Origin of the sequence: Catellatospora chokoriensis, from assembly GCF_011297315.1 — a bacterium.
GTDB classification, from domain to species: domain Bacteria; phylum Actinomycetota; class Actinomycetes; order Mycobacteriales; family Micromonosporaceae; genus Catellatospora; species Catellatospora citrea.
The window spans coordinates 53,216-73,452 of the sequence record NZ_JAAOTI010000031.1 but is presented as its reverse complement, the minus strand read 5'-3'; the positions used below and the strand labels follow the sequence as shown (position 1 = coordinate 73,452).

The 20,237-nt window shown below is 72.4% G+C and carries 16 protein-coding genes; 6 read left to right on the top strand and 10 right to left on the bottom strand.

All coding sequences use genetic code 11. From position 1 onward, the window contains the following. Nucleotides 1-70: 70 nt before the first annotated feature. The 5 genes from HAV39_RS34565 to deoC form a co-directional block, all read right to left on the bottom strand. Complete coding sequence (locus HAV39_RS34565; protein WP_239120406.1) at nucleotides 71-1,060, bottom strand: acyl-CoA dehydrogenase family protein; 990 nt, start codon at nucleotides 1,058-1,060, stop codon at nucleotides 71-73. Between the two features lie 59 nt (nucleotides 1,061-1,119). Next, nucleotides 1,120-2,238 carry a hypothetical protein gene (locus tag HAV39_RS34560; protein WP_191843371.1) on the bottom strand — a complete coding sequence of 373 codons (1,119 nt, stop codon included), beginning with the start codon at nucleotides 2,236-2,238 and terminating at the stop codon, nucleotides 1,120-1,122. Between the two features lie 174 nt (nucleotides 2,239-2,412). Further along, the gene (locus HAV39_RS34555) at nucleotides 2,413-3,201 is read right to left on the bottom strand and encodes an aldehyde dehydrogenase family protein (RefSeq protein ID WP_239120423.1); all 789 of its coding nucleotides are present in this window, start codon (nucleotides 3,199-3,201) and stop codon (nucleotides 2,413-2,415) included. 103 nt (nucleotides 3,202-3,304) lie between these two features. Further along, entirely contained in the window at nucleotides 3,305-4,735 is a 1,431-nt protein-coding gene (locus HAV39_RS34550) for an aldehyde dehydrogenase family protein (protein ID WP_191843369.1), read from the bottom strand. Between the two features lie 3 nt (nucleotides 4,736-4,738). Then, nucleotides 4,739-5,686 carry a deoxyribose-phosphate aldolase gene (gene deoC / locus HAV39_RS34545; protein WP_191843368.1) on the bottom strand — a complete coding sequence of 316 codons (948 nt, stop codon included), beginning with the start codon at nucleotides 5,684-5,686 and terminating at the stop codon, nucleotides 4,739-4,741. Between the two features lie 145 nt (nucleotides 5,687-5,831). Here deoC and HAV39_RS34540 point away from each other — a divergent pair, with 145 nt between their 5' ends. Together HAV39_RS34540 and upp are read left to right on the top strand one after the other, a co-directional pair. Further along, nucleotides 5,832-7,346: a glycosyltransferase gene (locus HAV39_RS34540; protein WP_239120424.1), complete on the top strand. Its 1,515-nt coding sequence runs from the start codon at nucleotides 5,832-5,834 to the stop codon at nucleotides 7,344-7,346. Between the two features lie 80 nt (nucleotides 7,347-7,426). After that, nucleotides 7,427-8,059: a uracil phosphoribosyltransferase gene (gene upp, locus HAV39_RS34535; protein WP_120318049.1), complete on the top strand. Its 633-nt coding sequence runs from the start codon at nucleotides 7,427-7,429 to the stop codon at nucleotides 8,057-8,059. 168 nt (nucleotides 8,060-8,227) lie between these two features. Here the strand turns inward: upp and HAV39_RS34530 are convergent, their stop codons facing one another. Then, nucleotides 8,228-8,968 carry a class I SAM-dependent methyltransferase gene (locus HAV39_RS34530; protein ID WP_191843366.1) on the bottom strand — a complete coding sequence of 247 codons (741 nt, stop codon included), beginning with the start codon at nucleotides 8,966-8,968 and terminating at the stop codon, nucleotides 8,228-8,230. A gap of 105 nt (nucleotides 8,969-9,073) precedes the next feature. Here HAV39_RS34530 and HAV39_RS34525 point away from each other — a divergent pair, with 105 nt between their 5' ends. Continuing rightward, a complete protein-coding gene (locus HAV39_RS34525) occupies nucleotides 9,074-10,897 on the top strand; it encodes a hypothetical protein (protein WP_191843365.1) in 1,824 nt (607 codons plus the stop codon). A 115-nt stretch (nucleotides 10,898-11,012) separates the two neighbouring features. Here HAV39_RS34525 and HAV39_RS34520 read toward each other — a convergent pair whose 3' ends face one another. Both HAV39_RS34520 and HAV39_RS34515 read right to left on the bottom strand, forming a co-directional pair. Next, the gene (locus tag HAV39_RS34520) at nucleotides 11,013-12,686 is read right to left on the bottom strand and encodes a phospho-sugar mutase (RefSeq protein WP_191843364.1); all 1,674 of its coding nucleotides are present in this window, start codon (nucleotides 12,684-12,686) and stop codon (nucleotides 11,013-11,015) included. A gap of 45 nt (nucleotides 12,687-12,731) precedes the next feature. Continuing rightward, complete coding sequence (locus tag HAV39_RS34515) at nucleotides 12,732-14,537, bottom strand: serine/threonine-protein kinase (protein WP_191843363.1); 1,806 nt, start codon at nucleotides 14,535-14,537, stop codon at nucleotides 12,732-12,734. 208 nt (nucleotides 14,538-14,745) lie between these two features. Here HAV39_RS34515 and HAV39_RS34510 point away from each other — a divergent pair, with 208 nt between their 5' ends. Together HAV39_RS34510 and HAV39_RS34505 are read left to right on the top strand one after the other, a co-directional pair. Further along, nucleotides 14,746-16,311 carry an acyl-CoA mutase large subunit family protein gene (locus HAV39_RS34510; RefSeq protein ID WP_191843362.1) on the top strand — a complete coding sequence of 522 codons (1,566 nt, stop codon included), beginning with the start codon at nucleotides 14,746-14,748 and terminating at the stop codon, nucleotides 16,309-16,311. 301 nt (nucleotides 16,312-16,612) lie between these two features. Beyond that, a complete protein-coding gene (locus HAV39_RS34505; protein WP_191843361.1) occupies nucleotides 16,613-17,875 on the top strand; it encodes an amidohydrolase in 1,263 nt (420 codons plus the stop codon). A gap of 71 nt (nucleotides 17,876-17,946) precedes the next feature. On the opposite strand, the gene HAV39_RS34500 is transcribed toward HAV39_RS34505, so the two are convergent. Further along, nucleotides 17,947-18,924 carry a DUF4349 domain-containing protein gene (locus HAV39_RS34500; RefSeq protein WP_191843360.1) on the bottom strand — a complete coding sequence of 326 codons (978 nt, stop codon included), beginning with the start codon at nucleotides 18,922-18,924 and terminating at the stop codon, nucleotides 17,947-17,949. Nucleotides 18,925-19,007: 83 nt separating this feature from the next. On the opposite strand from HAV39_RS34500, the gene HAV39_RS34495 reads away from it, so the two are divergent. Further along, nucleotides 19,008-19,646, top strand: a complete 639-nt coding sequence (locus HAV39_RS34495; protein WP_191843359.1) for an MBL fold metallo-hydrolase — start codon at nucleotides 19,008-19,010, stop codon at nucleotides 19,644-19,646. Here HAV39_RS34495 and HAV39_RS34490 read toward each other — a convergent pair. Next, complete coding sequence (locus tag HAV39_RS34490; protein ID WP_203736169.1) at nucleotides 19,643-20,212, bottom strand: 3'-5' exonuclease family protein; 570 nt, start codon at nucleotides 20,210-20,212, stop codon at nucleotides 19,643-19,645. The genes HAV39_RS34495 and HAV39_RS34490 overlap by 4 nt on opposite strands. Nucleotides 20,213-20,237: the final 25 nt, after the last annotated feature.

Below are 20,237 nucleotides of genomic sequence, written 5' to 3'. Positions count from 1 at the left end.
AGCGGTGGTCTCGCGGCTAAGACGCCACCGCACCGGCGTGCTGTTTACCGGTGCGGGAAGAAATCTCGGATCACCGATGCGGCACGGTCCGCAGCCGGGTGAGCAGGGCGTCGCGAATGGCCGGGCGGTTGCCGAAGACCAGCAGGAAGGCGGCCTCGCGGAGCAGCCGCTGGGCATGGTTGTCGCGCAGCACGGCCCGCGCGCCGGTCTGCACCGCCAGTTGTGCGGCGGCCCGCAGCACCAGGTCGGAGGCGGCCGCGCGGGCGGCGGGCACCGCGCCCGCGTCGGCGGCCAGCAGCGCGGCGCGGGTCGTGGCCAGTTCGGCGTCGAGCGGGCTCGGGCCGAGCAGCCGGCAGCAGCGGTTCACCACACCGAGCGCGAGGAAGCCGTTCAGGGCCGAGCCGCTCGCGTCCGATGACGACCATTTCTCGTACGCCCGCACGTCGGCGAGCCGGTCCGCGGGCACGAAATGGCCGTCGAAGCGCACGTCGACGGTCCGGCTCGCCTGCACCGCGACCAGTTCCAGCGGCGTGGGGACCAGCGTCGGCGCGTCGACCGCGTCGACGAACAGGAAGTGCACGTCGTCGTGTTCGTCGCGCGCGGCCGTGTACAGCGTGTCGATCATGTCCCAGCCGGTCACCCATGGCACCACCCCGTCGAGCAGGTAGCCGCCGTCGACGGCGCGCACCCGCATCGGCGCGGCGGGACTGCGCAGCCCGGCCAGCGCGATGCCGGCCCGGCGTACCCCTTTGGCCAGGGGTTCCAGCCAGGTCGCACGGATGCCGGGACGGTCGCTGTGAGCCGCGGCCAGCACCGGGCCGTGGTGTTGCAGCCAGACGAACGCCGTGCTCAGGCAGCCGCTCGCGAAGGTCTCCACGAGCGAGGCCGCGAACGGGAGGTCCATTCCGAACCCGCCGGCGTCCGGCGGCGCGGCCACCCCGTAGAAGCCCTCAGCGGCGAGCAGGTCCAGTTGCGACGCGGGCACCCGGTCGGCGGCGTCCACCGCGAGCGCGGCCGGGAAGAGGACCTCGTCCGCGATCTCCTGCGCACGTGCCCGCATTCGGCTCGCCTCAGCCACGTTGCCCCCCTTCACCCACCCAGGATCGCAGAGCGCGCGGGTCAGGGAGTGCGGGGTCGGATCTCGTCGTCCGGGTCCGGGTCGACGAGCAGGCCGCCCTGCATGCCGATGAAGTGGTAGCTGACCTGCCGCAGCGGCCACAGCACCCAGGGGCGGTCGGCCGCGGCGATCGTGCGGCCGTCGGCGTGCCCGGCCGTGCCCACCAGCACCCAGGAGTAGGTGGTGGACAGCACGGTGCTCGCGTCGCCGGTGACACCGACCGGGGTGAGCCCCCGGGGCAGGCCGGCGCGCACCTCGTCGGCGGTCTCGTCGTCGGCGTACAGCACGGCCCGGAAGGTGGCGACCGCGTCGCTGTCGTCGGTCGTGTACGACGCCCGTACGGTCAGGTAGCACAGGCTCCGGTTGAGCAGCGCGTCGTCGGGCAGCACCCCGTCACAGCCGCGGATGTCGTCGGCGGAGGTCCGGGTGAGCCGGTCGCCGTTCATGGTCAGCTCGGCCGGGAAGACCTCGGTGGCGCGTACCCAGGTGGGGTCGCTCTTGGCGATCGCGACCGGCAGCGCGGCGATCAGCAGCACCACCGCGCCGGTCAGCGCGATGGTGTTGTAGCGGCGCTCGATCGCCGGGACGGCCTTGCCGGCGAACACCAGGCCCATCATGAACAGCAGCGCTGCGCCCGCTCCGCCCAGGCTCCACAGCAGGCCGTCGGCGACCGCGTCGCTGCCGGGGCCCTTGAGCAGGTCGGACAGGTCGCGTCCGCGGCCGGGGACGAAGGTGACGACGATCAGGTAGACCACGGCCGCCGTGCTGCCGAGGCCGATCCGGCCCGACCTGCCGAGCTTGCGCCAGAACAAGCCCGCCGCGAGCAGCACCGCCGCCGGTGCGGCGACCACGAGCCAGCCCGTCGTGGTCATGCCGGCGGCGGAGCAGCCCGACAGGTAGCAGGCGAAGCCGAGCACCGTGGCGCGGACATACCCGCCGAGGGCGACGTAGGTGACGAACAGGGCGGCGATGCCGAGGACTGCGAGCAGGCCCCACCGGCCGCCGGATCGCGGGCCGGAGCCCTTGCCGCTCGATTGAACAGCCGCGATGGCGGCGGCCCGCCGCCGTGCCTTCCGGCCGACGTGCTCCACGGGGCCGGTGTCGGGGAGGGGGCTGCTCATGGTCGGCCACCCTAACGAACCTTCGCACGCCCGCTCTGCGGCCGTGCGAATGCGCAGCGCCGGGTGCTCTCGGCGCAGCCCCGCGCGCTGCCACAAACCCCCAGCTCAGCGGCTTGGAATGATAGGAAGGGCACCTTCTGCAACGCGTAGCGATAAGAAGGTGCCCTTCCTTCGTCACATGCCCTTGGGGTGCCAGACCGTCTTGGTTTCGAGGTAGGCGGTCATGGGGGCGAGGCCGGGGTCGGCGGACCAGTCGACGGCGGCCGGGCGGCGTACCCGCTTGAGGGTCTCCGCGGCGGCCTGCTCCAGCTCCAGGGCCAGCTTGGCGTCGGTGACGCCGGTCAGGTCGAGGCCGTTGACGTCGCTGTGCGAGGCCAGCCACGGGGCGACCTCGGCGGCCGAGCCGGTGAGGATGTTGACCACGCCGCCGGGCACGTCGGAGGTGGCCAGGACCTCGGCAAGGGTGATCGCCACGCGCGGGGCGTCGGTGATCACGATGACCGTGTTGCCGGTGGCCATCGCCGGGGCGATGACGCTGACCAGGCCGAGCAGGGTCGGCTGGGACGGTGCGACGACCGCGACCACGCCGCTGGGCTCGGGCGAGGAGATGTTGAAGAACGGTCCGGCGACCGGGTTGGCCCCGCCCACCACCTGCGCGAGCTTGTCCGTCCAGCCCGCGTACCAGACCAGCCGGTCGATCGCCTCGTCCACCTCGGACGCGGGCACCTCCAGGGAGGTGAACTCGTCGCGGCGGCCCTCCAGCATCTCGGCGATCCGGTAGATCACCTGGCCCTTGTTGTACGCCGTCGCGCCGGACCACTTGCCGAACGCGGCCCGCGCGGCGAGCACGGCGTCGCGGGCGTCCTTGCGGGAGGCCTGGGCGGCGTTGGCCACGAATTGCCCCTTGCTGTCGGCGACGACGTAGGTGCGGCCCGACTCGCTGCGCGGGAACGCACCACCGATGAAGAGCTTGTACGTCTTGCGTACGGCGAGCCGCGGCGCGGTGGCGACGGCGCCCGCGGTGACCCGGGTGGCGGAGGCGACGGAGTCCGCGGACTCCTTCTTCTTAGCCGGCAAGGTAGGCCTCCAGCCCGTGGCGGCCGCCCTCGCGGCCGTATCCCGATTCCTTGTAACCGCCGAACGGCGAGGTCGGGTCGAACTTGTTGAACGTGTTCGCCCAGACGACACCGGCCCGGAGCTGGTCGGCGATGGCGAGGATGCGGGAGCCCTTCTCGCTCCACACCCCGGCCGACAGCCCGTACGGCGTGTTGTTGGCCTTCTCGACCGCCTCGCCCGGGGTGCGGAAGGTCAGCACCGACAGCACCGGCCCGAAGATCTCCTCGCGGGCGATGCGGTGCGCCTGGGACACGCCCGTGAAGATGGTCGGGGCGAACCAGAAGCCGCGTTCGGGCAGCTCGCAGGCGGGCGACCAGCGCTCCGCGCCCTCGGCGGAGCCGATCTCGGCCAGCGCCTTGATCCGGGTCAGCTGCTCGGCCGAGTTGATCGCGCCGACATCGGTGTTCTTGTCCAGCGGGTCGCCGACGCGCAGGGTCGCCATGCGCCGCTTCAGCGACTCCAGCAGCTGGTCGGCGACCGACTCCTGGACCAGCAGCCGGGAGCCCGCGCAGCAGACGTGGCCCTGGTTGAAGAAGATGCCGTTGACGATGCCCTCGACGGCCTGGTCGATCGCGGCGTCGTCGAACACGATGTTCGCCGCCTTGCCGCCCAGCTCCAGGGTGACCTTCTTCCTGGTGCCCGCCACCGCCTTGGCGATGATCCGGCCGACCTCGGTCGAGCCGGTGAAGGCGACCTTGTCCACGTCAGGGTGGTTGACCACGGCCGCGCCGGTCTCGCCCGCGCCGGTGACGATGTTGACCACGCCCGGCGGCAGCTCGGCCTGCTGGCAGATCTCCGCGAACAGCAGCGCGGTCAGCGGGGTCGTCTCGGCGGGCTTGAGCACCACCGTGTTGCCCGCGGCCAGCGCCGGGGCGATCTTCCAGGCCAGCATGAGCAGCGGGAAGTTCCACGGGATGACCTGCCCGGCCACGCCCAGCGGGCGGGGGTCCGCGCCGAAGCCGGCGTACGGCAGCTTGTCGGCCCAGCCCGCGTAGTAGAAGAAGTGCGCCGCGGCCAGCGGCACGTCCACGTCGCGGGACTCCTTGATCGGCTTGCCGTTGTTCAGCGACTCCAGCACGGCCAGCTCGCGGCTGCGCTCGGCGATGATGCGCGCGATCCGGAACAGGTACTTGGCCCGCTCCCGGCCCGGCATCGGACCCCACACGTCCTCGTAGGCGCGGCGGGCGGCCTTGACGGCCCGGTCCACGTCGGCGGTCGAGGCCTCGGCGACCTCGGCCAGCACCTCCTCGGAGGCGGGGGAGATGGTCTTGAAGCTGCCCGCGCCGTCGACGAACTCGCCGTTGATGAACAGCCCGTACGACGGCTGCAGCTTCACGATCGAGCGCGACTCCGGCGCCGGCGCATACTCAAAAGCGCTCATGTCTTAGTCCAGGGTGAAGTAGTCGGGGCCGCTGTAGTGGCCGGTGGCGAGCTTGGTGCGCTGCATCAGCAGGTCGTTGAGCAGCGTGGACGCGCCGAACCGGAACCAGTCCGGGTCGAGCCAGCCGTCGCCGGCGATCTCATTGACCATGACCAGGTACTTGATGGCGTCCTTGGTGGTGCGGATGCCGCCCGCGGGCTTCACGCCGACCTTGCGGCCGGTGGCGTCGAGGAAGTCCCGCACCGCCTCCAGCATGATCAGCGTGACGGGCAGGGTGGCCGCGGGGGCGACCTTGCCGGTGGAGGTCTTGATGAAGTCGCCGCCCGCCAGCATGGCCAGCCAGGACGCGCGCCGCACGTTGTCGTAGGTGACCAGCTCGCCGGTCTCCAGGATGACCTTGAGGTGGGCGCTGCCGCAGGCCTCCTTGATCGCCACGATCTCCTCGAAGACCTCCAGGTAGCGGCCGGCCAGGAAGGCGCCCCGGCTGATCACCATGTCGATCTCGTCGGCGCCCGCGGCGACCGCGGCCCGGGTGTCGTCCAGCTTCACCTTCAGCGGGGCCTGCCCCGACGGGAAGGCGGTCGCGACGCTGGCCAGGTGGATCCCGGAGCCGCGCAGCGCCTCGTGGGCGGTCGGCACCATCGACGGGTAGACGCAGATCGCGGCCACGGGCGGGCAGCTCGGGTCGCCCGGGTCGGGCTGCCGGGCCTTCGCGCACAGCGCCCGGACCTTGCCCGGGGTGTCGGCACCCTCGAGCGTGGTCAGGTCCACCATCCGGATGGCGAGGTCGATCGCCCAGGCCTTGGCGGTCGTCTTGATCGAGCGGGTGCCCAGACCCGCGGCGCGCGCGTCCGCACCGACCCGGTCGACGCCGGGCAGGCCGGAAAGGAACGTCCGCAGCGCCGCGTCAGAGCGCGTGACCTCGGACAACGGTGAGATGGTGGCCGTCATGCCGCGAAGTCTACGCGGTCTCATGAATATCGATCTTGTCCATCCCTTGAGATCGTGACGCTGTCGACAGGGGCTCTCCACGCCGCCGACATGCGCCGTTCACGCCACGTTGAAGCTGGTCACCGACCGTCCTGGTGTGCGCATCATGCACTTCACCGACACGTACCTGCCGCGCCGCGACGGAGTAGTCACGTCGCTGCGCACGCTGCGCGCGGCCCAGGCCGCCGCCGGACACGACGTGCACTGCGTCGTGCCGGCCCACGGGGACCAGGAGGACGAGCCCGGCCTGCTCCGGCTGCCGGCGCTCGCCTGCGGGGTCGCCGACCTGCGGCTCGCACGCTGGGCGCTGTGCGCCCGGTCGACCCGCGAGCAACTCGTCGCCGACCTGGGCGAATACCGGCCCGACGTGGTCCACGTGCACACGCCCGGCCCGACCGGGCTGCTCGGCGTGCTGCTGGCCGCGCGGCTCGGCGTGCCGCTGGTGCAGACGTACCACACGGACCTGCACGCCTACGCCGAGGCGTACCGGGTGCCCGGCTGGGCGCTGCGGCTGCTGCTGCGCCTGTACGCGGGACGGCTCGGGGTGCCCGCGGCGCTGCGGGGCGACCGCGCCGCGGCGCTCAGCGAGGGCAACCGGCTGCTGCTCGGCGACGCCCGTGCGGTGGTCGTGCCGACCCGGGCCGTGCTCGACCGGGTCGCCCTGCCCGTGCCCGCGCAGCGGATGGCGCTGGTCCCCACGGGGGTGGCGGAGCGCCCGGCGTCCCGCGCCGAGGCCGGGGCGTTCCGGGCCGGGCACGGCATCGGGCCGAAGGACCCCGTGGTGCTGTTCGTCGGCCGGGTCAACCGGGAGAAGGGCGTCGACCTGCTGGTCCCGGCGTTCGCCCGGGTGCTGGCGGCGTCGCCGAAAGCGCGGCTGGTGCTGGTCGGCGCGGTCTACGAGCGCCGCTGGCTGGCCCGGCTGCTGCGGGCGGCCGGACCCGGGGTCGCCGACCGGGTGGTGCTGACCGGGCAGCAGCCCCCGCACGTCGTGGCCGCGGCGTACGCGGCGGCCGACGTGTTCGCCTTCCCGTCGCGTACCGACACGCAGGCCCTCGTGCTGCAGGAGGCCGCCCTCGCCGGGCTGCCCGCGGTGCTGGCCGACCCGTCCCTGCACCGCTACGGCACCCTCGACGGCAACGCGGTGCTGGCCGAGCCCGATCCGGTCTCGTTCGGTGACGCCGTGCTGAAGCTGCTCACCGACCGCCGGGCCGCGCGCCGCCTCGGCGCCGCCGCGCGCGCCTGCGCCGCCGGGCACACCCCGCAGCGCTACGCCGAAGCGATGCACGCGGTCTACACCGCCGCCCACACCACGGTCGAGCCGGCCGCCGAGACAACCGCGCCCGCCCCGCTGACCCACGCCGCCCCCGCGCCTGTCCCGGTGCTCCCGGCCGGCCCGGCGCCGGCCCCGCTCGTTCACCTCGGCTCGGCGCTCGGGCCGCTGGTGCCTGCCGGACCCGCCCCGGAACCGCTCGTTCACCTCGGCCCGCCGATGGGCCCGCTCGTTCCCGCGGGCCACGTGCCGGATGCGCCCGGTCGTGCCGTACACGTGGCGGACGCGCTGGTCGCCGCGGTGCAGGCGGTGGACGACCGGGGTCGCCTGGCGACGCGCGGGGCGGGCTGAGCGCGGCTTACACCACCGAGGTCGCGCCCGTGACACCGGTTGGCACGACGCGGGCGGCTACGGGCGGGTAGTTTCACGTCGTGGACGTACTCGTCGTTGATCACCCGTTGGCCCAGGCCCGCCTCACCGCCATGCGCGACTCACGCACCGACTCGAGCAGCTTCCGGGCCGCGTTGCACGAGCTCACCACCATGCTGGCGTACGAGGCCACCCGTACCTTCAAGGCCGACACGTTCCCGGTCGAGACCCCGGTCGCGACCGCGGTGGGCACCCGCCTGGCGAACCCGCCGCTGCTGGTGCCGGTGCTGCGCGCCGGGCTCGGCATGGCCGACGCCGCGCTCAGCCTGCTGCCCGAGTCCTCGATGGGCTTCGTTGGCCTGGCCCGCGATGAGCACACCTTCGAGCCGCGCGCCTACATGGAGTCCCTGCCCGGCGACCTCACCGGCAAGCCGGTCCTGGTCCTGGACCCGATGCTGGCCACCGGCGGCTCGCTGGAGCACTGCTGTCGCCTGCTCGCCGACCGCGGCTGCACCGACATCGTGGTGCTCTGCGTCCTGGCCGCCCCGGCCGGCATCGACCGCCTCCGGAACTCCGGCCTCCCCCTCCGCCTCGTCACCGCCTCCATCGACGACCACCTGAACGACAACATGTTCATCGTCCCCGGCCTCGGCGACGCCGGCGACCGCCAGTTCGGCGGCATGCCCCGCTTCTAACCCACCGCCCGCGTGCGCCCTCCGCACGCGTTGATCATGAACTTGAGTCAGTGTTCGACGGCGTGTCGCCACCCCAGCGCCGTGATCGATTTCGTCCCGGTCCGGCCGCGCGGATGATCACGGTGGCAGGGTGGCGACACGCCGTCGAACACGTCCACAGGTTCATGATCAACCCGGGAGGGTGGGGCGGCGGAGGACGGCCAGGACGGACTGGCCGAAGGGTGGGCGTAGGCGGGACTCCAGGCGGCGGGTGATCGGGGTGACCAGGGAGTCGTAGACGCGCATCATGACGCCGCCCTTGGGGGACATGCCCAGCAGGCGCGCGGTGATGAAGTAGCAGATGAAGCCGAGCGAGTTGACGTACTCCATGCGCTCGACGGTCAGGCCGGCGGCGGTCGCCACCTCGGTGAGGGTGCGGCGGGTGTAGCGCCGCCAGTGGCCGGTCGCCACGTCGACCTTGCTCATCGCGATCGGGAACGCGGGGACCACCAGCACCATCGGGGCGCCGGGCTGGACCAGCCGCGCCATGCTGCGCAGTGCCGCCACGTCGTCCTCGATGTGTTCCAGGACGTTGTAACTGACCAGGGCCGTGTGGTCGCCGTAGGAGTCGGTGGGCAGCAGCAGCTCGCGGGCCTCGACCCGCGGATCGTCGGCGAACCGCTGCTTGAGGTCGACCAGCCGCTCCGGGTCGGCCTCGGTCGCGGTGAAGCGGTCCACGTACGGCAGCCACTCCAGCGCGTAGTCGCCGAGCCCGCTGCCCACCTCGATCGGATGCGCGCCGAGGTAGGGGGTGGCCATGCCGGCGAACCAGGTGCGGTGGTTCACCGCCTCGGCCAGGCTCTCCAGCACCGCGGCCTGGATCTTCTGGTCCCCGGTGAGGAGGCTCGGCTCCGTGGCGTACGTCGTCATCGACTGCATCCGTCCGATAGCTGCAACGAGAGTTGGTTTCCTGTTTGTCCCTAGCATTCAGGGCTAATCCGGACAGATTACCTAAATGCCGTACATTCGACGCTCGTGAAGACCGAAATTCAGGAGTGGCACCGGGTAAGGGCCACCCCCGCCGAGCGTTCCCGCCCTGCCGACACCCGGGTCGACCGGCGACGACGCGTCGACGTCGCGGTCGGGGCCGGTTTCCTGGTCGCGGCGGTGCTCGTGACGTCCGGCCTGTGGAACGACGGGTCACGCGCGCTGCTCTCCACCAACATCCCTGACCAGGTCTTCTTCCAGTTCGTACTGCGACACGGCCTCGACGTGCTGACCGGCGACACCGCGCCGTTCTTCACCGCGCAGATGAACGCCCCGCACGGGGTCAACCTGATGGCGAACACGGTGATCCTCGGGCTGGGCATCCCGCTCGCGCCGATCACCGCGATCTGGGGGCCGCAGATCAGCCTCGCGGTGCTGCTCGTGCTGGGCCTGGCCGGCACCGCCGCCGCCTGGTACTGGTTCCTGCGCCGGCACGTCACCACCTCGGCGGTGGCCGCCGCCGCGGGTGCGGCGCTGTGCGGCTTCGGCCCCGGCATGATCAGCCAGGCGAACGGGCATCCCAACTGGACCGCCCAGTTCCTGGTCCCGTTCCTGGTGCACCGGGCGCTGCGGATGGGCGAACCCGGCCGCTGCCTGCGCAACGGCGTGCTGCTCGGGCTGCTGGTGACCGGGCAGGCGTTCGTCAACGAGGAGGTGCTGCTCTACACGGCGCTGGCCTGCGCCGCCTTCCTCGCCGCGTACGCCGCGGCGACCTGGCCCGCGCAGCGGGCGGCGATCCGCCCCGTGCTGGCCACGGCCGCGATCGCGGCGCTGGTCGGGGGAGTGCTGCTGGCGTACCCCCTGTGGTCGCAGTTCTTCGGCCCGCAGAGCTTCCGCGGCCTGCCGCCCGGCGCCTCCGCCTACGGTGCGGACCTGGCCAGCTTCGCCGCCTTCCCGCGGCTGTCGCTGGGCGGCAACGTCGACACGGTCCGCCTGCTGGCGCCCAACGCCGCCGAGGAGAACACGTTCCTGGGCTGGCCGCTGCTGGCCGTGCTGGCCCTGGCCGTGGCGGGCTGGCTGTGGCAGCGGGCGCTGGTCCGGGCGCTGCTGGCCACCGGCGGCCTGTTCGCGGTCTTCGCGCTGGGCAGGCAGGTGTTCGCGGGCGGCGAGCGCACCGCGCTGCCGGGGCTGTGGCGGCCGCTGGGGCAGCTGCCGCTGCTGGAGTCCGTGGTGCCGGTCCGGTTCGGGCTGGTGCTGCTCCCGGTGGCCGGGGCGCTGCTGGCGCTGGCGATCGACGCCGTGCGGCGGCTGCCGCGCCGGTCGGCGGGCGAGCTGCCGGTGCGGCGGCTGGCGTACGCCCTGATCGCCCTGGCGCTGGTGCCGCTGCTGCCGCTGCCGCTGCTGACCCACCGGGGGGTCGCGGTGCCGCGGTTCATCACGGAGGGGACCTGGCGGGCGTACGTGCCCGCGGGCCGCACCCTGGTCACGGTGCCGGTGACGAGCAGCAAGCACAGCGACGGGATGCACTGGTGGGCGCAGTCCGGAGCGGACTTCGCGTTCCCGGGCGGCTACTTCATCGGGCCCGGTCGGCTGCCCGGCACTGCCACGTTCGGGCCCCCGCCGCGTCCGACGGATCTGCTGCTGGCCGCGGTCGCCGAGGGCGCGAAGGCGCCGCGGGTCACCGCGCGGATGCGCGACGGGCTCCGCGCCGACCTGCGGTTCTGGCAGGCGGGCGCGCTGGTGCTGTCCGATCGCGAACCGCGCGCCGACGTGCTGCGCGAGCTGGTGGACGATCTGCTGGACGACGAGGGTGTGCGCACCGGCGGCGTCACGGTCTGGGACGTCGCGTCGCTGGTGACCCCGACGGCCTGACCGGCCGAAAGCCGACCACGCGAACGGCGTGCCATTCGCCCAGGTCGAGACTGTGCAATGGCAGAGGGCACCTTCTTTGACGCGGCGCGTCAAAGAAGGTGCCCTCGCTTTGTCCTTACGGGCTGACGGACCAGATGCCGAGGGCGGCGGCCACCTCGGTGCGCAGCGCGCGGACGGTGGCGGCGGCGCGACCGCGGGCGGCGGTGACGTCGGCCTCGGAGACCGGCTCGACCACCTCCAGGTATGCCTTGAGCTTGGGCTCGGTGCCGGACGGGCGGACCACGACCCGGGCCGTGTCGGTGCGCAGGATGATCACGTCGGAGGCCGACTCGGCCGGGCGGTCGAGCAGGTCCTCGGTGGACGTGACGGGCTCGTCGAGCAGCGAGGTCGGCAGCTTGGCACGCAGGTGCGCCATCATCCGGCCGATCTCGTCCAGGTCGTCCACCCGCACCGAGAGCTGGTCGGTGACGTACAGGCCGAACTCGGCGGCCAGCTCGTCCAGCCGGTCGGTGAGGGTGCGCAGTTCCGCCTTCAGCCCGGCGGCCAGCTCGGCGACGAGCAACGCCGCGGTGATGCCGTCCTTGTCGCGGGCCATCCACGGCGCGACGCAGATGCCCAGCGCCTCCTCGTAGCCGTAGGCGAGGTCGGGCGCGGCGCGGGCGAGCCACTTGAACCCGGTGAGCGTCTCGGCGTACCCGACGCCGCGCTTGGCGGCCATCGCCCGCAGCATCGACGACGACACGATGGTCGTGGCGTACGTGCCGGTGCGGCCCAGCCGCATCAGGTGGTCGGCGAGCAGCACGCCCACCTCGTCGCCGCGCAGCATGCGCCAGCCGTTGCCGTTGCCGACCGGGACCGCGACGGCGCAGCGGTCGGCGTCGGGGTCGTTGGCGATGACGATGTCGGCGCGGCGCTCCGCGGCCAGCGCGAGGACCAGGTCCATCGCGCCCGGCTCCTCGGGGTTGGGGAAGGCCACCGTCGGGAACGCGCCGTCCGGTTCGGCCTGCGCGGGCACGACCGCGGGCAGTGCGAACCCGGCGCGCAGGAACGCGTCGCCGAGCACCTTGCCGCCGACGCCGTGCAGCGGCGTGTACGCCACCGCGAGGTCCTTGGGCTGGTCGTCCTGCACCACGGCGGCCGCGGCGGTCAGGTACGAGTCCAGGATGTCCTCGCCGAGCACCGTGCCCGGGTGGCCGAGCGGCACCTCCGACAGCAGCTTGACCGCGCGGATCTCCGCCTCGATCTCCTGGTCGGCCGGGGGCACGATCTGCGCGCCCGCGCCGAGCGGGCCGCCCAGGTGCTCGCCCAGGTAGACCTTGTAGCCGTTGTCCTGGGGCGGGTTGTGCGACGCGGTCACCATCACGCCCGCGACGGCGTCCATCGCCCGCACCGCGTACGCCAGCACCGGGGTGGGCAGCGGGCGCGGCAGCAGCGCGGCGCGCATCCCCGAGCCGGTCGCGACCCGGGCGGTCTCCAGCGCGAACTCGTGCGAGCCACGGCGCGCGTCGTAGCCGATGACCAGCAGGCCGCCGGGTTCGTGCTTGGTGAGCCAGTTGACCAGACCGGCGGCGGCCTGGCGCACGACGGCCAGGTTCATCCCGTTCGGGCCGGCCCGCAGCGGTCCGCGCAGGCCGGCGGTGCCGAACGTGAGCGGCCCGCTGAACCGGTCGGCCAGCTCCGCCTCGGTGGCCGGCAGGGCGTCCAGCAGCTGCTGGAGCTCCGTGCGCGAGACGGGGTCGGGGTCCTGAGCGATCCAGTGGCGTACGCGATCGGCAAGGTTGTCGGTCATCGGTGTTTCATAACACGCGAACCGGTCGTGTGCTCGGCAGACCCGTCAGGTTGCGACGATCGCGAAGGACTCGATCGCCGCGTCGAAGACTGCCCTGTCCTGCGCGAACGAGGTGTCCCACGTCGAAAGGTAGACGTGGTAGGCCGTGCCGTTGGCCACACCGATGCGCCAGACCGCGTGCCGTGCTTCCTTGTCCTTCGGGGTGCACAGGTACTCGAGCTGTGCCGCCGTCTCCAGCGGGCCCAGTTTCTGGTCGCCGAGGCCGACCCGCTGATAGGTCTCCTTCTGGCACTTCTTGGGGTCCTTGATGAAGTTCTTCTCGAAGCTCTCCAGCTCGCGGGTCGGGTTGGAGCCGGGCTTGTAGACGTTGATGCGCAGCCAGCGGTCCTTGTCGGCGGGATCGCGGTAGTCCACGTAGCTGCCCGACTTGACCGGCGTCCAGCCCTTGGGGACCAGCACCGTGACGTCCTTGAAGGTCACCCGCTCCATGCCCTCGGGCACCTGTGAGGAGGCGGACGAGGCGGCCGGGGCGCTCGGTGAGGGGCCGCCGTTCGCGCTGGGCGTGTTCTCGTCGTCGCCGCCCATCACGGCCCAGGCCACGCCGGTGACCACGAGCACGCCCGCGAGTCCCGCGCCGACGGCCAGGCGCATCCGCTTCGGCCAGGCCTTGACCTGCCCGACCACGCCGTCCAGCGCCGACGGCCCGGCGGGCCGGGCGGCCTTGGGGGCGACCGTCTGCAGGGCGCCGGTCGGCGCGGGGTGCGCTCCGGTCGGCAGGTCCAGCGGGTCCGGCCCACCCTGCCGGGCGTGGCCGCCGGCCCGGGAGGACGGCATCTCGCCGGTGTGCAGCAGCGCCCGGCCGCCGATCTCCTTGGCGGGGCGCTCGGGCTGCGCGGCGGCCGGGGTGACCCACGCGGTCGTGCTGGGCTGCGGCGCGACGACCGCCCAGGGGTCGGTGACGTGCTGCGGCACGGCGTTCTGGGCCAGCGGGCCGGCCAGCAGCTCGCGCAGCGTGGCGCGGGCGGTGGGCACGTCCCAGCGCCGGTCCGGGTTCTTCTCCATGAGGCCGTAGAGCACCTCGCGCAGCGGGCCGCAGCGCTGCGGCGGCACCGGCTCCTCCTCGACCACGGCGTGCATGGTGGCCAGCGGGTCGCCCTTGTCGAACGGCGGGCGGCCCTCGACGGCCGTGTACAGGGTCACGCCGAGGGAGAACAGGTCGCTGGGCGGGCCGAAGCGGTGGCCCAGCGCGCGCTCGGGGGAGATGAAGTGGGGGGAGCCCAGCACCATGCCCGGGGTGGTCAGCTGCACGTCGGTCGGCAGCTTGGCCACGCCGAAGTCGGTGAGCACGCAGCGGCCGTCCTTGGTGATCAGGACGTTGGCCGGCTTCACGTCGCGGTGCAGCACGCCCGCGGCGTGCGCCACCTCCAGCGCGCCGAGCAGCGCGACGCCGATCTTGGCCACGGCGCGGGGGGCCAGCGGCCCGTCCTCGATCACCATGTCGGCGAGGCCGCGCGCGTCGAGCAGCTCCATCACGATCCAGGGCCGGCCGCCCTCGGTGACCACGTCGAAGACCTGGACCACGCTCGGGTGCGACAGGCTGGCGGCGGCACGCGCCTCGCGCAGGGTGCGCTCGTACATCGAGGCGGCGTCGCTGGCGGCCAGGCCCGGGGGCAGCACGACCTCCTTGACCGCGACCTCGCGGCGCAGCACGGTGTCGGCGGCGCGCCAGACGGTGCCCATGCCGCCGTGCCCGATCGCGGTGCGGAGTGAATAGCGTCCGCCGATGACGGTGCCCGGAGCCGCACGGCCCGGAGTGGGGCTGCCGCTCCAGGTGGATGCATGGGTGGTCACTGCTGATGCCGCCAAAGGAGAGGGGACGATGGCAAAGGGGAATGGGTCAGTCGACCCCTATCCTGTACGACGCGCCGCCGCAGCGAAAGCCGTGGGCGGGTTCTGGGGCCGAATTTCACGGTTCCGTCCGCCTGTCATCACCCTGGGTGTAAGTGATGTGCGCAATCCCTCACCCCGGCGGACGGCGCCGCCGCCTAACATCCCGGGTATGAACGAGCGTTCAACACGGCGTAGCGAGTCCGGCTTCCCGATCGAGCCCGTATACGGCCCGGCCGACGGCGAAAAGCCTGGTCAATACCCCTTCACCCGGGGTGTGTACCCGACCATGTACACCTCGCGGCCGTGGACCATGCGCCAGTACGCCGGGTTCGGCACGGCGGTGGAGTCGAACGCTCGCTACCACCAGCTGCTGAACGCGGGCACCATGGGCCTGTCCGTGGCCTTCGACCTGCCCACCCAGATGGGGTACGACTCCGACGAGCCGATCGCGCACGGCGAGGTCGGCAAGGTGGGCGTCGCGATCGACTCGATCGAGGACATGCGGCTGCTGTTCAAGGACATCCCGCTGGACAAGGTGTCCACCTCGATGACGATCAACGCGCCGGGCAGCGTGCTGCTGCTGCTCTACCAGCTGGTCGCCGAGGAGCAGGGGGTGCCGGGCGACAAGCTCAACGGCACCATCCAGAACGACATCCTCAAGGAGTACATCGCCCGGGGGACGTACATCTTCCCGCCCAAGCCGTCGCTGCGCCTGGTCGCCGACACGTTCGCCTACTGCCGGACCGAGATTCCCAAGTGGAACACCATCTCGATCTCCGGCTACCACATGGCGGAGGCGGGCGCGACGCCCGTGCAGGAGATCGCGTTCACGCTGGCCGACGGCATCGAGTACGTGCGCGCCGCGATCGCGGCGGGCCTGGACGTGGACGCGTTCGCCCCGCGCCTGTCGTTCTTCTTCGTCGCCCGCACCACGCTGCTGGAGGAGGTCGCGAAGTTCCGCGCGGCCCGTCGCATCTGGGCGAAGGTGATGCGCGAGGAGTTCGGGGCCAAGGACCCCAAGTCGTGGATGCTGCGCTTCCACACCCAGACCGCGGGCGTGCAGCTCACCGCCCAGCAGCCCGAGGTCAACCTGGTCCGGGTCACCGCGCAGGCGCTCGGCGCGATCATGGGCGGCACCCAGTCGCTGCACACCAACTCCTACGACGAGGCCATCGCCCTGCCCACCGAGAAGGCGGCCCGGCTCGCCCTGCGCACCCAGCAGGTGCTCGCGTACGAGACCGACCTGACCGCCACGGTCGACCCGTTCGCGGGCTCGTACGTGGTCGAGGCGATGACCGACGAGATCGAGGCCGAGGCGCAGGCGCTGATCAAGCGCGTCTTCGAGCACGGCTCCGCGGTCGACGCGATCGAGGCCGGCTTCCAGAAGCGCGAGATCGAGTCCTCGGCGTACCGCACGGCGCTGGAGATCGACTCCCGCGAGCGGGTGGTGGTGGGTCTGAACCGGTTCACCATCGACGTGGAGGAGCCGTACGAGCCGCTGCGGGTGAACCCGGCGATCGAGGCCGAGCAGGCCGCCCGCCTGGTCCGGCTGCGCGCCGAGCGTGACAACGACGCGGTGGGGGCGGCCCTGGACAAGCTGCGCGCCGCCGCGCACGGCACGGAGAACGTGCTCTACCCGATGCGCCAGGCCCTGCGCCTCAAGGCCACCGTCGGTGAGGTCTGTCACGCCCTGCGCGGCGTCTGGGGCGTACACGCCCCCCGCGAGACGTTCTGACGCACGATCTTCACCCACCCCGGCGGGAATCCCCGCCGGGGTGATCGGTGCGCACCGAATGTGCGACGGGTATTCGGGCGGTGATGTCAGTCTCGCGTGATGCGTGACCCGGCACGTCGTCACCCGTTGTAGGAGGTGAGGACACTTGCCATCGAGGGTCCTGCACACTTGCGAAGGCTCCTACCTGCTCGAATGTGACTCTGAGCGACACAACTACTACAAGAACGCAGTTGCGCAGAGTCACCGGTGCAGGGCTAGGCTGGACGCTGTTTATCCCATCGACCGAGATCGAGAATCTGCCGTGACGAGTGCGCTGGCGCTGCCCAAGAGCAGCTTGCTGACGTCGTCCATGGTGTCCGAGATCATGTCGGACACCGATCCGCTACCTGGCCGGCTCGACCGCTGGCTCGCCGCGCACGGCGCGAACCTGGTAGCGGTACGGCGTCACCTTCACGCGCACCCGGAACTCTCGCACCAGGAGTTCGAGACCGCCGCACTGGTCGCCCGCGAGCTCTCGGCCGCCGGGCTGCAGCCGAAGTTCCTGCCCCGGGGCAACGGCGTCATGTGCGACATCGGCTCCGGTGACCGCGTCATCGCGCTGCGGGCCGATCTCGACGCGCTGCCGCTGCCCGACACCAAGGACGTGCCGTACCGCTCGACGGTGCCCAACGCGGCCCACGCCTGCGGGCACGACGTGCACACCACCGTGCTGCTCGGGGTCGGCCTGGCGCTGGCCCAGCTGGAGCAGCAGGGCGGCATCGGCGGCCGGGTGCGGTTGATCTTCCAGCCCGCCGAGGAGTCGATCAACTCGGGCGCGCCCGAGATGATCTCCGCGGGGGCGCTGAAGGACGTCGCGGCGATCTACGCGCTGCACTGCGCGCCGCAGCTGCCGGTGGGCATCGTGGGTGTGCGCTCGGGCGCCATCACCGCCGCCTGTGACGCGGTCGAGGTGCGGCTGAGCGGCAAGGGTGGCCACACCGCCCGCCCCCACCTGACCGCGGACCTGGTGTACGCGCTGGGCCGGGTGGTGACCGAGGTGCCCGCGCTGCTGGGCCGCCGGGTCGACCCGCGGGCCGGCCTGTCCATGGTCTTCGGCTCGATCCACGCGGGGGAGGCCTCGAACGCCATCCCCAACGAGGGCAGCGCCAAGGGCACCATCCGGGTGCTCAACCGCGATGCCTGGCGCGAGGCGCCCGACCTGGTCACTCAGCTGATCAAGGATGTGGTCGCCGGCACCGGGGCGAAAGCCGACGTGCGATACACCCGCGGCGTGCCGCCGGTGATCAACGACCGGATGGCGTCGGCGGTGATCGCGGGCGCGGCCGGCGCGGCGCTGGGCGCGGAGCGGGTCGTCGAGGCCGAGATCAGCATGGGCGGCGAGGACTTCGCGTTCTACCTGGAGCACGTGCCCGGCGCGATGATCCGCCTGGGCACCGGCATCCCCGGCGCGGCCCCGATGGACATCCACCAGTCCGCCTTCGACGTCGACGAGCGCGCCATCGGCTACGGCGTGCGCACCATGGTGCACACCGCCCTGGCGGCCCTGGCCTCCCCCTCCTTCTGACCCGATCTTCTTCCTCGGTCGACACGAGGCCCCCGGCACCGCGAGGTGCCGGGGGCCTCGTCGTCTCCGGGTCAGTCCTCGTCGGGTGCCGCGGGCGGAGCCGCGGCCACGGTCGCGGGGACCGGGGCCACGGGGACCGGGGCCGGTGTGGTGCGGCGGCGGCGCAGCGCGACCACGACGCCGACCGGGATCGCCAGCGCGATCAGGAACGGCAGCAGGAAGCCCAGCACCGCCAGGGCCACCTGCACCGTGGCGACGAAGGCGTCCCAGCCGGCCGCCAGGCCGCCCAGGAAGCCCGGTGCGGGCTCCTTCTCGGGCTCGGGCAGCTCGGTGTGCGGCCCGACCAGCGTCACCGTGATCGTGGACAGCGAGACCAGGTCGTCCAGGCCGGCCTTCTTGCGCTCCAGGGAGGCCAGCTCGGCCTGCCGCTGGTTCAGCTCGCGCTCCAGCATCACCACCTCGCTGAGCTGCTTGGCCTGCGTGAACATCCGGCGCACCGACTCCACGCTGGCGCGCTGGGCGGCGATGCGGGTGTCCAGGTCGACGACGGCCTCGGTGACGTCCTCGGTATTCGAACTGCGGTTGACCTCGGTGCCCAGCTTCGCGATCTGCTCCACCACGCCGTGGAACTGCTTCGCGGGCACCCGGACCGTGATCGAGGCCTGGGACTCGGTGCCGTCGTTGACCCGCTTCTCCGCGCCGATGTGCCCGCCGGCCGTGGTGACCAGCGAGGTCAGCCGGTCCGCGGACGCGGCGACGTCGTCGACGCGCACGGACAGCTCACCGCGGTAGATCAGGGACCGGCCGACGACCGGCCCGCCGGTGGCGGTGACGCCGTCGGGCGCGGGGGCCTGGGGCGCGCCGGCCTTCTCGCCGAGATTCGCCCCGCCCTCCGCACCCGGGTAGGCCAGGTCGCCGGCGGCGGGCTTCTCCGCGCTGGCGTCCGTGCCGCTGTCATACGACGACGAGGAACACCCCGCCAGCAACAGCAGACCGCTGAGCGCCGCTACTACGAACGTCTTCTTCATGCCTTTCCGGACGTCACTCATGACCCCTCAGGTTCCGGCAGACTGGTCACGGAAGGACGACAGTCGGGACACGGAACCGGACAGAGATGGAAAGGCGGCCACCGATGCGGGTGACGAAGTTCTCGCACTCCTGCCTGCGTATCGAGCACGACGACGCGGTCGTGGTGATCGATCCCGGGGCATGGAGCGAGTCGGAGCGCGCCCTCGACGGGGCCGACGCGGTGCTGCTGACCCACGAGCACGCCGACCACGTGGACGCCGACCGGCTGGCCGACGCGCTGGCCAAGCGGCCTTCGATCGCCATCTACGCCCACCCGGACGTGGTGGACAAGTTCTCCGCGCAGTGGGACGGCGCGGCGGTCGGGGTCACCGCCGGGCACGCGTTCACCGCGGCCAACCTGCTGGTACGCGCGTACGGCGGCTTGCACGCCGTGATCCACCCGGAGATCCCCCAGGTGGCGAACCTGGGCTTCCTGGTCAACGAGTCGCTCTACCACCCCGGGGACTCGTTCGACGCGCCCGAGGGTGCGACCGTGCAGACGCTGTTCGTGCCGGTCTCCGCGCCCTGGCTGAAGATCTCCGAGGCGATCGACTTCGTCCGCGCGGTCCGGCCGCAGCGGGCGTACGCGCTGCACGACAGCCTGCTCTCGGACAACGGCCTCACCCTGACCGACGCCCTGATGACGGCGCGGGCGGGAGCCGAATACGCCCGGCTCGCGCCCGGGGCGACCGTGGACGCCTAGGGCTGCCAGGACATCAGGTTCGCGAACAGGTCGGCCTGCTCGACCGCGTCGTCGAGGGCGTGGTGGGTGTGCGGCCGGGTGGACAGCAGCTGCTTCGGCATCGCCCGCTTGTGCGCCCGGCCGAACGGCACACCCGCCCTGATCGCGTACGCCGTCTTCACGTCCAGGCACCCCGAGTGGCCGAACACGCTCGCCCCGGTGAACCGGATCAGGTACCAGTACACGAACATCCAGTCGAAGCTGGCCGGATACGCCACGAAGACCGGCCGGGCCTCGCCCGCGGTCGCGGTCACCCACCGGTTGAACTCGCGCATCGCCACCGCCGGATCGGCCCCGTCACGCTGCAGCGCCGCGCGGTCCAGCCCGGAGACCTCCAGCGCCGCCGGCACGAACTCGTCGCTGATCGGGCGCAGCTCGCGGTAGAACGTCGCCGCGGCCGGGTCGGTCCGCGCGAACGCCTCGCCCATGGTCCCGGCCACCGCCGCGCCGAAGCTCAGCATCGAGTACGGCCCCGGGATCGGTCCGTCGGCCTCGACATCGACCGAGAAGTACATGTCCGCGCGCACCGCGCACCACGCTTTCGACGAGGGT

Excerpts from the sequence above, each read along its gene's own strand:
- HAV39_RS34565 (WP_239120406.1), bottom strand. The coding sequence starts at position 1,060 with ATGCGGGCACGTGCGCAGGAGATCGCGGACGAGGTCCTCTTCCCGGCC.
- HAV39_RS34560 (WP_191843371.1), bottom strand. The coding sequence starts at position 2,238 with ATGAGCAGCCCCCTCCCCGACACCGGCCCCGTGGAGCACGTCGGCCGG.
- HAV39_RS34550 (WP_191843369.1), bottom strand. The coding sequence starts at position 4,735 with ATGAGCGCTTTTGAGTATGCGCCGGCGCCGGAGTCGCGCTCGATCGTG.
- deoC (WP_191843368.1), bottom strand. The coding sequence starts at position 5,686 with ATGACGGCCACCATCTCACCGTTGTCCGAGGTCACGCGCTCTGACGCG.
- HAV39_RS34540 (WP_239120424.1), top strand. The coding sequence starts at position 5,832 with ATGCACTTCACCGACACGTACCTGCCGCGCCGCGACGGAGTAGTCACG.
- HAV39_RS34530 (WP_191843366.1), bottom strand. The coding sequence starts at position 8,968 with ATGACGACGTACGCCACGGAGCCGAGCCTCCTCACCGGGGACCAGAAG.
- HAV39_RS34520 (WP_191843364.1), bottom strand. The coding sequence starts at position 12,686 with ATGACCGACAACCTTGCCGATCGCGTACGCCACTGGATCGCTCAGGAC.
- HAV39_RS34510 (WP_191843362.1), top strand. The coding sequence starts at position 14,746 with ATGAACGAGCGTTCAACACGGCGTAGCGAGTCCGGCTTCCCGATCGAG.
- HAV39_RS34500 (WP_191843360.1), bottom strand. The coding sequence starts at position 18,924 with ATGAGTGACGTCCGGAAAGGCATGAAGAAGACGTTCGTAGTAGCGGCG.
- HAV39_RS34495 (WP_191843359.1), top strand. The coding sequence starts at position 19,008 with ATGCGGGTGACGAAGTTCTCGCACTCCTGCCTGCGTATCGAGCACGAC.